The sequence below is a fragment of the Colwellia sp. F1 genome, assembly GCF_056238625.1.
Window position 1 is genome coordinate 85,665 of record NZ_JBWDLI010000010.1, and the last position, 13,479, is coordinate 99,143.

13 protein-coding genes are annotated in these 13,479 nt (G+C 41.1%); all 13 read right to left on the bottom strand.

The genetic code is table 11. The features are described 5' to 3' along the window. Positions 1-60 precede the first annotated feature (60 nt). The gene (flhA, locus tag AC0UA9_RS11085; protein WP_475660039.1) at positions 61-2,163 is read right to left on the bottom strand and encodes a flagellar biosynthesis protein FlhA; all 2,103 of its coding nucleotides are present in this window, start codon (positions 2,161-2,163) and stop codon (positions 61-63) included. Between the two features lie 158 nt (positions 2,164-2,321). Continuing rightward, positions 2,322-3,452, bottom strand: coding sequence for a flagellar biosynthesis protein FlhB (flhB, locus tag AC0UA9_RS11090; RefSeq protein WP_475660042.1), 1,131 nt, complete (start codon positions 3,450-3,452; stop codon positions 2,322-2,324). 89 nt (positions 3,453-3,541) lie between these two features. Further along, the gene (gene fliR, locus AC0UA9_RS11095; protein WP_475660043.1) at positions 3,542-4,324 is read right to left on the bottom strand and encodes a flagellar biosynthetic protein FliR; all 783 of its coding nucleotides are present in this window, start codon (positions 4,322-4,324) and stop codon (positions 3,542-3,544) included. Next, positions 4,324-4,593, bottom strand: a complete 270-nt coding sequence (gene fliQ, locus AC0UA9_RS11100) for a flagellar biosynthesis protein FliQ (RefSeq protein WP_475660044.1) — start codon at positions 4,591-4,593, stop codon at positions 4,324-4,326. Before fliQ ends, fliR begins: the two co-directional genes overlap by 1 nt. Before the next feature lie 72 nt (positions 4,594-4,665). After that, on the bottom strand, positions 4,666-5,427 hold the full coding sequence (gene fliP, locus AC0UA9_RS11105) for a flagellar type III secretion system pore protein FliP (RefSeq protein ID WP_475660047.1): 762 nt from the start codon (positions 5,425-5,427) through the stop codon (positions 4,666-4,668). A gap of 2 nt (positions 5,428-5,429) precedes the next feature. After that, on the bottom strand, positions 5,430-6,044 hold the full coding sequence (fliO, locus tag AC0UA9_RS11110) for a flagellar biosynthetic protein FliO (RefSeq protein ID WP_475660049.1): 615 nt from the start codon (positions 6,042-6,044) through the stop codon (positions 5,430-5,432). Beyond that, complete coding sequence (fliN, locus tag AC0UA9_RS11115) at positions 6,044-6,451, bottom strand: flagellar motor switch protein FliN (protein WP_475660050.1); 408 nt, start codon at positions 6,449-6,451, stop codon at positions 6,044-6,046. Before fliN ends, fliO begins: the two co-directional genes overlap by 1 nt. 71 nt (positions 6,452-6,522) lie before the next feature. Beyond that, positions 6,523-7,587, bottom strand: a complete 1,065-nt coding sequence (gene fliM / locus AC0UA9_RS11120; protein WP_475660052.1) for a flagellar motor switch protein FliM — start codon at positions 7,585-7,587, stop codon at positions 6,523-6,525. A 144-nt stretch (positions 7,588-7,731) separates the two neighbouring features. After that, positions 7,732-8,289 carry a flagellar basal body-associated protein FliL gene (fliL, locus tag AC0UA9_RS11125; RefSeq protein WP_475660054.1) on the bottom strand — a complete coding sequence of 186 codons (558 nt, stop codon included), beginning with the start codon at positions 8,287-8,289 and terminating at the stop codon, positions 7,732-7,734. Positions 8,290-8,442: 153 nt separating this feature from the next. Continuing rightward, entirely contained in the window at positions 8,443-10,422 is a 1,980-nt protein-coding gene (locus AC0UA9_RS11130; protein WP_475660057.1) for a flagellar hook-length control protein FliK, read from the bottom strand. Positions 10,423-10,709: 287 nt separating this feature from the next. Then, positions 10,710-11,165, bottom strand: a complete 456-nt coding sequence (gene fliJ, locus AC0UA9_RS11135; RefSeq protein WP_475660058.1) for a flagellar export protein FliJ — start codon at positions 11,163-11,165, stop codon at positions 10,710-10,712. Between the two features lie 35 nt (positions 11,166-11,200). Beyond that, complete coding sequence (gene fliI / locus AC0UA9_RS11140; protein ID WP_475660059.1) at positions 11,201-12,565, bottom strand: flagellar protein export ATPase FliI; 1,365 nt, start codon at positions 12,563-12,565, stop codon at positions 11,201-11,203. 98 nt (positions 12,566-12,663) lie between these two features. Beyond that, positions 12,664-13,449 carry a flagellar assembly protein FliH gene (gene fliH, locus AC0UA9_RS11145; RefSeq protein WP_475660060.1) on the bottom strand — a complete coding sequence of 262 codons (786 nt, stop codon included), beginning with the start codon at positions 13,447-13,449 and terminating at the stop codon, positions 12,664-12,666. Positions 13,450-13,479: the final 30 nt, after the last annotated feature.

The window sequence follows — 13,479 nt, forward strand, 5'->3', positions numbered from 1 at the left end:
GGTTACTGTTACGCTCTTTTGCTCGTTATTTTTTGCTTGTCTCTTTGCTGATTAAAATAATTATTGCCCGATAGCGCTGACTATTTTAATTTGTTTGTCATCAGGTATTTCTTGATAAGAAATAACCCGTAGCCCTGGGATGGTGTATTTAACAAATTTAGCTAGCACAGTGCGTAATATACCCGATGTTAACAGTATCGGTGTATCACCTTCTAACTCCTGTTGCTGTGCTCCTTCTGTTAATGATTTTTGCAAACGTTCTGCTAAGCCAGGCTCTATACCTGCGCCATCATCTCCAGCCATCTGTATTGACTGATGCAACATTTGTTCCAATTCTGGCGCCAAAGTTATGACAGGTATTTCATGTGCTGAGCCAACCAGATCTTGTATGATAAATTTACGTAAACTGATCCTCACCGCTGCGGTTAATACTTCTGCATCTTGGCTTTTAGGGCCATATTCAACCAATGTTTGTACAATAGAACGCATATCACGAACGGCAACACCTTCATTCATCAAACTTTGCAGGACTTTAACGACAGTGCCAAGTGATAATGTTTCAGGAATAAAGCCCTCGACCAGTTTTGGATAGCTCTTAGCTAACATATCTAATAAATTTTGTACTTCTTCATGGCCTAATAATTGCGCAGCATTATTAGTTAAAATTTGACTTAAATGTGTTGCGAGTACGGTTGCTGAATCAACCACGGTGTAACCGAGCGTTTGTGCTTGCTCACGTTGGTTTTGATTAATCCACACGGCATCTAAACCAAAAGCAGGGTCTTTGGTGGTGGCTCCGTCTAATTTACCAAACACTTGCCCAGGGTTTATGGCTAGCTCTTGGTCATGGCGTATTTCTGCGCTGCCGATTGTTACCCCCATTAGTGATATTTGATAACTATTAGGATCTAAATCAAGGTTATCTCGAATATGTACCGCTGGCACTAAAAAACCAAACTCTTGTGACAGTTTTTTACGCACTCCTTTGATTCGGCTTAATAACTCTCCACCTTGGGCTTTATCTACGAGGGGAATTAAGCGATACCCTATTTCTAAACCAATAACATCGACGTGATTAACATCATCCCAATCAAGCTCTTTTATTTCTTCTTCTTTTTGTTGGCTTTGTACTTGCTCTTCTGCCGAAACTTGCGCGAGCTCTAACGCTTTCGACACTTTGTGTTTGCTACCAAAATAGGCGAGCGCAGCAATGATTAGTGCAAAAAGTATAAAAGCAAAATGTGGCATGCCTGGTATAATACCAATAGTAAACATAACCCCAGCAGCAATATACAGTGATCTCTCTTGCCCTAACTGGCTACTCACTTGCTCACCCATATCTTGGGACGTGTTTTGGCGTGTTACAACAATAGCCGTTGCCACTGACAACAATAAGCCTGGTATTTGTGCGACTAAGCCGTCACCAATAGTGAGCAAGGTATAAATTTCAACGGCTTCATTAAAGCTTAGGTCGTGCTGCGCCATACCAATCACGAACCCACCAATAATATTAATAAATAAAATAAGAATACCTGCAATGGCATCGCCTTTAACAAACTTACTCGCACCGTCCATTGAGCCGTAAAAATCAGCTTCACTGGTCACTTCAATACGGCGCTCTCGGGCTTGCTCTGCATTAATGAAGCCCGCATTAAGGTCAGCATCAATCGCCATTTGTTTACCTGGCATGGCATCAAGGGTAAAGCGAGCAGTTACTTCAGCGATCCGCCCTGCGCCTTTAGTAACCACTACAAAGTTAATAATAATTAAGATCAAAAACACCACTAAGCCAACGGCATAGTTACCACCAATAACAACAGAGCCAAAAGCTTCAATTACTTTACCAGCTGCATCGGTTCCTTCGTGCCCTTCTAGTAACACCACCCGAGTACTAGCAACATTCAGTGCTAAACGTAAAATAGTTGCAATGAGGATAACAGAGGGAAATGAGCCAAATTCTAGGGGTTTTAGTGTATATACTGTTATCAGTAGCACAACTAGTGATAAGGCAATGTTGAACGAAAACAATACATCAAGTAACCAAGCAGGCATAGGTAAAATAACCATACCTAGTGCTGCCATTACCAGTAACGGCGTGCCAAGACCTGAGATATGCGATAATTTTTTTTTGTCGAATTTATTAAAATAGGCGTTTAATTGCATTGGATACTGCTTGCTCTTTGTGATGTATTTTTGACACTAACGATGAATCTGCAAAAGGTGTACCAAGAAAAAAGTACTGTTAAGGTGGGTGCTTGCTTTAATTAACCTTAGCCAAACTTGCCTGAGTATATTTTAGCAATAACCTAGTTAAGCTGTTATTAATACTTAAACTCATCTGGGATGGGTAAGTCTTTAGCTACCGGTATAGGTTTTCGGCCTTTACCTCTTTTATGTTCATTAAGCTGAAAGATAAAAGCAAGCACTTGGGCTACTGCTGCATAAAGTTCTTCCGGAATGTCTTGGTCTACTTCTGCGGTATAGTAAAGCGACCTTGCCAGCGCAGGTGACTGAACAATTTCAACATTGTGCTCTTTTGCAATAGTGCGAATATGAATCGCCATTTCATCAATGCCTTTCGCGACAAGTAAAGGTGCACCCCCTTGAACTGGATCATATTTTAGCGCAATGCTGTAGTGGGTTGGGTTGGTGATCACAACGTCTGAATTAGGCACTTCCGCCATCATTCGCCGCTGAGACATCTCATACTGTGTTTGCTTTATCCGGCCTTTGATTTCAGGGTTACCCTCTGTGCTTTTAAATTCATCCTTAATTTCTTGTTTAGTCATTTTAAGCTGACGGGTGTGATTCCATACTTGGTAGGGAGCATCAATCGCTACAATAATACCAATAGACAGGGCTAAAGCTAAAAACATCCAGAGCAACATGTTAACCGCATGGCCAAAGTTTAATGGAATTGCTTCTAAACTTAATCCTAAGATTTGTTCGAAGAGGCCATACAGTAGTAAGTAAGCAACAATAAATACTACAAAAAACTTTAAAATCGATTTTAATAACTCAACCGCTGCTTGTACGCCAAACATACGTTTAAAACCAGCCAGTGGAGAAAGCCTACTTGCCTTGGGTGCCATAGCCTCCCATGAAAAAGCCATACCTCCTAACATGGTATTACCAACAAAGGCTGCAATTACTATAATAAGATAAATACCTAACATAGGAAAAATAATATTACCGACACCATCAGCAACAATGCCCGCAATAGCATGCGTGTCCATCGCTTCACGGCGGCTCAAGGTAAATAAACGCTTCATCGTTAAGGATAAAGCTTCAACCAGCGTGCTACCCATTACCATTAAGGCAAAAGCACTGCCTACTAATACAAACATGGTACCTAAATCTTTAGATCGGGCTATTTGGCCTTTTTTTCTGGCATCAGACAGTTTTTTTGCTGTGGGTTCTTCTGTTTTTTCACCACTATCTGACTCAGCCATACCGCATCTCTTTGAAGTAGTTAGCGATGAAGTCAGTCATGAAGAAAGTAGCCGAAAACACCTTGAATATTAGCACAACGCCTCCTGAACTACGCTGCAGCACAGCCAATTAAATAACAACTAAACTCGAGCGCTCGTTGCCATTGTAAGTCAAAATGGGTTAAGAAGTTGCCAAAAGTTAACCACATAATTAATAAGCCTGCCATCATGGTAATAGGAAAGCCTATCGCAAATATATTCAATTGTGGCGCAGCTCGAGTCATCACCCCAAACGAAAAGTTAATTAATAACATTGCCGTTAATGGCGCTAGCGCAAGTGATAAAGCGGTGGCAAAAACCCATTTTGCCCATAACACTAATTCTTTATATTTTATACTGGCGAAGAATTCATTGCCAATAGGTAGGGTATCAAAACTTGCTACTATTAATTGTAAATAGGCTAAATGCCCGTCCATCGTCCAAAAAAGCAAGGTAGATAAGATCAAGAAAAACTGCCCTACCGCTGGTACATTCATACCACTAGATGGATCCACTAACGACGCAAAACCTAAACCAGATTGCATTGCAATAATTTGTCCTGCTAAAGTGAACGTTTCCACGACTAATACAGTAACAAAGCCTAAACTAATACCAATGAGAATTTGCTGCGCTATAATTAAAAAAGTACTAAAGGATAAGAGTTGATCGATATTAGTTGGCGGTATTGCAGGCATTACAGCAATTGTTAAGGTGACACATAAAAAAAGCTTGATGCGCGTCGGAATATTGCGCGCACTTAAGCCAACCATCATCATGACTAAAGCTGAAATGCGTGTAAAAGGCAAAATAAAATCAGCTAGGTATTGATTAACAACTGACTCTGTAAATTCCATTAGCTCACTACACTTGGAATACTGGCCACCAGTCTAAAGGTGTAGTCCATCAATTTTTGTATGCCCCAATGTCCGCCATAAACAAGCGCCAGCAGGGTGACAATTAAGCGAGGCAAAAAACTTAATGTTTGTTCATTAATTGATGTAGCCGCCTGAAATATAGCCACTAACAAACCAACAAAGAGGCTAGGCAAGATAACAGCGCTAACCAGCATAATAACTAGTAATAAGGCATCTCTTAATATGTCAACAAAGACTTCTGGTCCCATCTTATGCTCTCTTGTTTTCGCTTATTTACACTGTTGCTTCGCTATTTATTGGTTATACCACCATGAACTAAGTTAAGTCCCTAAACCGTAACTGGTTGCAATAGTGCCTATCACTAAATTCCAGCCGTCAACCAACACAAACAGCATCAATTTAAAGGGTAATGACACTATCATTGGCGAGAGCATCATCATCCCCATAGCCATTAAAATACTCGCGACAACTAAATCAATAATTAAAAAAGGGATAAATAATATAAAGCCAATTTGAAAGGCGGTTTTTAATTCACTAATAATAAAAGCAGGAATGATCACTGTCATTGGCAAGTCTGTTGGTTTATCGACAGCGTCAAGCCCTGCCATTGCTGCTAAGGTGTCTAAATCTTTTAAACGTGTTTGCTCAAGCATAAAGGTGCGCAAGGGTACTTTACCCTTATCAATTGCTTGTACTGAGGTTAATTGGTCTGATAAGTAAGGTTGGATTGCCACAGCATTTATTTGATTGTAAACAGGCGTCATTATAAAGAGCGTCATAAAAAGGGTTAAGCCAATAATCACTTGGTTTGATGGTGTTTGTTGTAAGCCAAATGCCTGCCGCAGGATTGCCATAACCACCACAATACGAGTGAAGGAGGTCATCATAATAACCGCTGCAGGTATAAAACTTAGCGCGGTCATAAACATTAAAATTTGTAATGTTACTGAATATTCCTGCGAGCCATCTGCATTGGTAGTTAACTTTAACGCCGACATTGACAAGTCTTCAGCAGCAAAGGTCGCGAAGCTAAATGTTGATATTAATAATGTAAATAAAACTAACCAGGCAATTTTTTTCATAGTCACTTATTTGTTATTGGGGCTTCACTTGCCACTGTATTGCGGCCACCTTCGGCTTTAACGAGTTTACTTTGCAAGAAAGTTAGCACATTACCAGATAGCGCTAGGGGTTTGTTTGCCTGTGTATCTATCGGTTTTTCTAAGTGTTTAAGTAAAGACACTTGCTGCGGGCAAACACCTAATAGCAATTGCTCTTCACCCACTTGTACCACAATAGCACGTTCTTTCGTGCCTAAAGATAAGCTTGCAATAACTTTTAATTGCCCTGGGTTTTGTTGTGTAAGGTTAAATCGCCTTAAAACAAAGGCACTCATAAAAATTAATGCCAATACCATCAACAACGAGACTATCATGCTACCGGCGTCCATATTCGCCATAACATGCTTACCCACTGCTGGCGCTTTGTCTGGCGTAGGTGCTTCAGCTGGGTTGACAGGGGTGTTAACTCGCGAACTGTCCACGCTAGTCGCTTCAATGTTGGCTGCTTTAACCTCAGTAAAATCAGGGCTCGTTTGTTCGGTTTTTGCCTCGTTAGCATTAACAGCCGTCTCTTGTGCTACAGACAAGGGCGGTAACAACAATAAAAAACAAAAAAGTGAAACGAGTAGCTGAGTCATTATTTTAATTTTTTAATACGTTCTGTTTGGCTAATAACGTCAGTTAAACGAATACCAAACTTGTCGTTAACAACCACGACTTCACCATGAGCAATCAGGGTGCCATTAATCAAGACATCGAGCGCCTCCCCGGCCACACGGTCAAGTTCAACCACTGAACCTTGGTTCAACTGCAGTAAGTTCCTAATACTTATATTACTACGCCCTACTTCCATTGAAATAGTGACAGGAATATCTAATATAGTGTCGAGTTTACGCTTTTCTTCATTGGATATAGGGCGCTCGTCTTCCGTTAACTCTTCTAATTCCACTTTTTCAGCATTATTAGGCGTTTCTGATGAGGCTTCAGCCTGTTCGTCTAACGCTTCATCCCACATACTTAGATCTTCATCATTATCATTACTCATACCGCTGCCTTTATATTCAATTTTTTTACAATTAATGTTTATGCTTATGCACTCTGTGAAACCATTATGGACTATAAGTCGTCTTCTAGTAATTCAAGCTCTGCATCACTATCAAGGCGTTTCCCACCTTTAGTTAAAATAGTTAACTCTGATTTGACAGACTCAGGACGTTTAATTTTCTCTTCTATTTTTAATGCTATGTTTTCTCGACTACGCCCTAGCTTGGCTCTAAACGTTGGTAGATCTTCAATTAACACGGTAATATGCTCTGGCATTTCTATCGGGATAATATCCCCTGCTTGTAGCTCCATTACTTGGTTTAACGGTAACTCCACTTCTAAAAATTTAGTATTGAGTGCCACTGGTACATCCATAATTTCATCACGCAATGCCTTAGACCAACGCATATCCGTGTCTTCTTTATCACTTTGCACACCCGCGTCAAGTAACTCTCGAATAGGCTCTAACATTGAATAAGGTAGCGCAATATGGAAATCTCCTCCACCACCGTCAAGCTCAATGTGAAACGAGCTAATCACAACCACTTCGGTGGGACTTGCTATATTCGCCATTGATGGGTTCACTTCGGAGTCTAAATATTCAAATGACACATCCATCACTGGTGACCAAGACTCTTTATAATCTTCAAATATTAATTTTAATAACATTTGAATGATTCGTCGTTCTGTTGGGGTAAACTCTCGGCCTTCAATTTTCGCGTGATAACGACCATCGCCTCCAAAGAAGTTATCCACCAAAATGAACACTAAGCGTGCTTCCATAGTAATTAGGCCGGTACCCTTTAATGGACGGAAACGCACCATATTTAAACTTGTTGGAACAAATAAGGTGTGGATGTACTCGCCAAATTTAATCATTTGAATGCCATTTATCGACACTTCAGCCGTTCGGCGCATCATGTTAAATAAGCTAATACGCATATGGCGAGCAAAACGTTCGTTAACCATTTCCAGTGTTGGCATTCGTCCACGAACAATGCGGTCTTGTGATGAGAAATCATAGTCAGCACTACCATCCCCTTGGGTGGAGTCATTTTCAACGACTTCTTCTTCATCAACTTCATCAACGCCGTGTAAAAGCGCATCAATTTCGTCTTGGGATAGTAAATCACTCACTGGTCATACTCTTTATCGCTTATTTTAGCTAGTGCTTTGGTTGCTTGGTTAAACTATATTGCAAAAACAACGTTGGCGTTATTGTGCTTTAAAACTAACAATTGAAAACGCAATACCTTGTTTGCGCCTTCTTTACTGTATTTTTTACTGCATGACAAAACCGGTAAATAATACTTTTTCAACCGTTTCATCGCCTTCAAGGTCTTTCATAGCCAACTGCACCGCAGTAAGGGCTTGTTCCTTTAACACCTCTTTACCTAGACTGGTTGATAAGTCATCAGCATTCGCTTGTGAAAAAATATTTAATAAGCTGCTTTCAATTAACGGTATATTCATTTTAGCATTTTCTTCATTTTTGCTACCACGCACTAATAACTGCACACGAATTTCCACAAAACGATCACGCACTGCGCCTGGTACATTAAAACGAAACGGTCTGGGCATAGGGACATATAATGCCGTTCCTACTTGCGCAACGGCACTTTTGTCTGTTCCACCTTCAGCGCCATCAGTAGAAGCTAACACCTCTTCAGAGCCTGCTTGCGCAGACGCTACCTTGCTATCATCACCCATAAAAAAGTAATAGCCACCAATACTCCCCGCCAATATAACGAGCACCGCAACAGCAATGATGATTATTTTTTTCTTTTTGCCACCACCATCAATTTTTAAATCAGCTTCTGTACCTTTTTCGTCAGCCATGAGTTACCTTTATTGCTATATGAGTAAATATTATAAAACGCTACCTTAACTACCAGTAAACTATATCCTTGAATAGCATTTTAGCCAATGTGTTTTCATCAACTTAGTGCTATTTAGCCTAATTTATCAGCAGTTTTATTAGTATAGTCTGCTTTATGCGTAATAATCGATAACCTGAGCCGATCCATCCTGTTTTATTACAGACAAATCATGCGCGACCACATCACTTGCTGCTGCCGTTTCGCCCATAAATTGACGCTGGGTATGTTCGTGGTCAGCTGTTTTTTCATCGGTATCTGATTGTTGTGACTGCTGTTCAACATTAGCATCACCTACATCAACACCTTGTTCTGCTAGCATGTCTTTTAATTTTTGCATGTTTTGCTCGAGTGCTTCCCTCGCTTGCTGGTTTTGCACAACAAAGTTAACCGCTGCTTGTTCCCCTTGTAAGTTAACTCGCACTTGCATATTGCCTAATTCTGGTGGGTCGAGGGTAATATCAAATTGCTGTAATTTTTGTGAAATCATGACCATCACTTTGTCTTTTACTGCGTCAGCGAAGTCTTTTCTAAAAATTGAAATAGTTTCATGATGCAATTGTATGTTGCTTTTTTGGCTTTGTGACACATCACTGGTATTGGTTAAGGTGAGCGCTTCAGCAGACTGTTGTTCTATTGCATTATACGCCTCTTGTATCGTTTGATTCGCGTGACCAATAAAGTTACCACTTGTTAAAGTTGTCTCTGCGGGCGTTGTAGGGATCACGCTAACATTTCCCCCACTTGCTTGCTCACGGTTTACTGCTTTACTATGCGCCATAAAGTCGGCTTCAGATTTCACCTTAACTTCCGCTTCTCCCTCAGCCTCATTAGTTTCTTTAGTCGCCTGTTCTACAGAAGCATCTTCTGCGCTAGGAGGTGCTGAATTTTTATTCATCATTTGGGAAGCTAAATTTTGCGCGGCAGCGTTTTTACTACGCGAATTTTGCTCAACCATGCTTTGAGCCCCAGCATTTCCCTCTAATTTCGTCGCATTAGTAGCTGACTGGGCGTCTAGTTTAGCGGAGCCTTCTTCTCCTTTCATTACCCTAGTAATTTGTTCATTAAGCTTTGCTTCTACTTTAATGGGGCTTTGCGCGAGTGTTACTTTTTCAACATTTGCTACTTTGGGGGATGGTGTTAAATTACTTGCACTTACTTCTTTACTAGACGACATTAACACCTGTTGGGAATTAATACTTTGTACTTGCTGCCCTAACGCTGCAGCTTCTTTACTGGTATTGCCCCCTTTGCCTATGTCTTGCTCAAGGTTAACTGATTGCCTAGCGTTGGCTTCTTTCTGTATTTTATTATTATTTAAACCTGTCAGCTTTTCGTCGGTGGTGTTGGTATCATCCACTTTTTCCACGCCGGTTGGCATGCTAGTGTCAATTAATTGTTTGCTACTTTTTTGTTCTCTCTCTCCCTTTAAATTGCTGGTTTCACTGCCAGCCTGGGTCAATCGTGTTGGTGTAGCTATTGTTTTTCCTTGTTCGCTAGACGCGGCTGATAACGACTCTGGCGTGGTCGTTACCGCCTTAGCAATACTTGATAACTCTGCAGCTAAGCCACTTGATTTTAATAGTTTATCTGTTTCTTTTTCTGCTGTTGTCACCTTAGCTTCAGCTAAGCTTTGCGCTTGTGCTAGTTCTTGTTCAGACGCTCCTTTTGCAACCAATGTTTTATCAACCTTGGTTAAAAAAGACATTAACAAGTCTGATTCATCGCGTGCTTCATCTGCTTTTTCAACAGCAACTTTACCTAGTTGCTGTTCGTTATTGCCGCTTGCGGCAACTTCTTGCGCGGTCGTGACTTGTTCACTTGTATCGGCATGAGAAGACGGCTCTTGTTCATCGGCAACTTGTTGCTCGTGGGAAAGTTTTGCTTGTTCAGACAATGTATGCGCTGTTTTTATCTTATCACTTTGTGCTAGTTCAAGATCCGTATACTCACTAACCTCTTTGTTTTTAGCTAGTTGCACATCAATATGCTGCGAAAAGTCGTCCTTTGACAGCGCAGGAGTGAAAGCGGATACATCGTTTTTCTTGTCAACACTTGGTGACGCGTTAATCGATAAAATATTGAGTTGTTGCATAATGGTCCCAATCGCTAAAATCTGTCTATATAAAGTAAAAGCTAAAAAGATCTTTTACTCAGCTTCTCTTACCGTATTTATTTAAAACCAAGCAATAATCGTTCCACACTATACATTTAACAACTAGAACGAGGGGAAGTGAAGGTTAGGAGAAGTGGTTAAGCAGGTGCAACTTAGCATTGTTCGCCTAGCAGTAGCTTAGTTTATAAAAGGGTTGGTAAAGCGCTGGCGTCGTTATGCTAAACCCGTTGTAACGGTCAGCCCTATTATTCTCAACATTGCCAATATTAACGCCCCACTTTTCTGCGTAAAAATTGTTGCGTGGCTATTTCATCAAACATGCCTTGTTCTTTTTTAGCCTCAATTTTCATTAAGGCAGCGTTGCGCTTACTGGCTAACATTTCTACAGCTCGTACCTTTTCTCGCTGTTTTATCCACACTTGCTTACTTTGTTCAGCTAATGCTTTCGCTTGATGCATGGCAATTTTTACTTGCTCTGCGGCATAGTCAAGTTTACTAATAAAGGCATGATAATGATTATAAGTAACGCTATCTAAGCCGAGCATGGTACGTTCACTGAGCCTTGACATATACTCTAACCGGTAATCTGAAACGCTTTGTAAACGAATGACATTTTGCTGGTAATCATGTTCAGCATTACGTAACGCTTTTTCGGCTTGTTCCGTTTTACTTTGTTCAAATTTTAATAAGGTTTGTAGTTGTTGATTATTTTTTGTCGCCATAATACATACTCCTTAAGCCGTTAATACGTAAAAATTTATGCTTGTGCATTTTGGCTCTGACTATTCGCCGTTGCCGCCGCTATAATTTCTTGTAACTGCTGTACACTTTGCTCGTAAGGTATAACTTCTTGAATTTGTTGCTGTAAGAAAAAGTTTATTACCGGTTGTACATTAATAGCTTGGTCTATTCTAGGGTCATTACCTCGGGTATATGCACCAATGGCAATCAGATCTTTGTTTTGTTGGTATAGTGAATAAATTTGTTTTAATTGGCGAGCAAGTTGTTGGTGCTCTGTGCTGGTAACCATAGGCATAACACGCGAAATAGAGCCTTCAATATCAATGGCAGGATAATGCCCTGCATCGGCCAGATCTCTTGATAACACAATATGACCATCTAAAATAGCGCGAGAAGCATCGGCGATAGGGTCTTGTAAATCATCCCCTTCAGTTAGCACAGTATAAAACGCAGTGATTGAGCCCTGCCCTTCACCGCCATTACCCGCGCGTTCAACCAACTGGGGTAATTTAGAAAATACAGAAGGGGGATACCCTTTTGTTGCAGGAGGCTCGCCCACCGCTAAGGCTATTTCTCGTTGCGCTTGTGCATACCGTGTTAATGAGTCTAACAGTAGTAAAACATCGAGCCCTTGGTCACGAAAATACTCACTTATTTGTACCGCTGTTTCACAACCTTTTAGTCGCATTAACGGTGAGTTATCAGCAGGAGCGGCAACAACTACCGAGCGAGCACGCCCTTCTTCCCCTAAGATTTCTTCTATAAATTCTTTTACTTCTCGGCCACGCTCCCCTACCAAGCCAACAACAATAACGTCAGCAGTGGTGCCACGAGTCATCATCCCCATGAGTACACTTTTCCCTACTCCTGAGCCGGCAAACAGCCCCATTCGTTGGCCTTTGCCTACGGTAATAAAACTATTAATTGATCTGACCCCAACATCTAACGGGTCGGTAATTGCACGTCGTGACAAGGGGTTAATTGGACTGGTATTTATTTTATAGTTTTCGTCTGTCTGAATAGGGCCTTTTCCGTCAAGGGGTTTTCCTATGCCGTTAATTACTCGCCCGAGCAAATTCATAGACAGCGGTAACTGCATTTTATTTGAGATAGGAAGCACTCTAGCGCCTGGCAAAACCCCGCGCAAGCTCTCTTCTGGCATGAGGTAAGTTATTTCTTGTGCAAAACCAACAACTTCAGCGAGTAAGTCTCCATGGGCTGTTTCTACAATGCACTGACTGCCAATATGCGCTTTAACACCTACAGCTTCTAGCGTTAAACCAACAACGCGCACTAAACGCCCGGCAACCGGCTCCTTAAAGGGCTGAATATATTGTTGAGTGTTTTTTAATCTGTCACTGATGCGTTGGCTATCGACCATTGTTTAAATTACCTTGTTGGGAAATTTTAGGCGCTAGGCTCTCCTAGTGTCTCGCTTCTTCACTAGCACCTATGTCTTCCTAGCACCTATCGCTTCCTTTATTGATGTAATGCTTCTTGCAAAAAAGACTCTAACACTTGCTTTAAACGAGACTTCATCTGTAAGTCGATATTAGAAGTGCTGTTTTCTATTTGACAACTGCCTGGGGTTAATTGCGGCGCGGGCAACAATCTCCAGCCACTTTCTTTTATGTGCTCTGCGCCAAACTGTTGCTCTACTCGTTTAATATCGTCTGGGTTAAGGTATATTTGCGTGCTTGTTTCGTTGCTTGGTAATGCTTTAATGCCTGTGTTAATCGCTGCCATTAAAATATCTGGGTTTGTTTTTGCTTCTTGTAAAACAACAGCTTCAGTTAATTGCACCACTAAATGTAATAGCTGCTCTTCAACATTTTTTTCAATACTGGCTAACGGGGCATGTAGCTGCTCAATTAGGTTCTCCCAGCTTTCACTTAAGGAGTCAATCGTTTCTTTACCTTGGGCTAACCCCTGTTCAGTCCCTAGCTCCAGGCCTTCAGCTGTACCTGCTTCTATGCCTTGCGCTTTACCTTCTTCATAACCTTGGCTAAACCCTGCCTCTTTACCTTGTTCAAAGCCTTCTTCATGCGCGGCTTGTCTAATTGCTTCAATCTCTTCAGCGGTCAGTGGCTCTGGCTCAATCACTTCTTCTTCGGGTGGTTCAAATCGCCAATTGTTTTTTTTACCTAACGCATTGGTTTGACTTGCTTGTTCTTCAGTCTCAACTGCTTGCACCTTTGGGTACGACCAAACATCTAATGCTTTAGATTGGTTTGCTTTTATAATGTGTGAAGGGGTTTGGCTCATGTCTTGACCTTTATATATGTTAACCTTGAT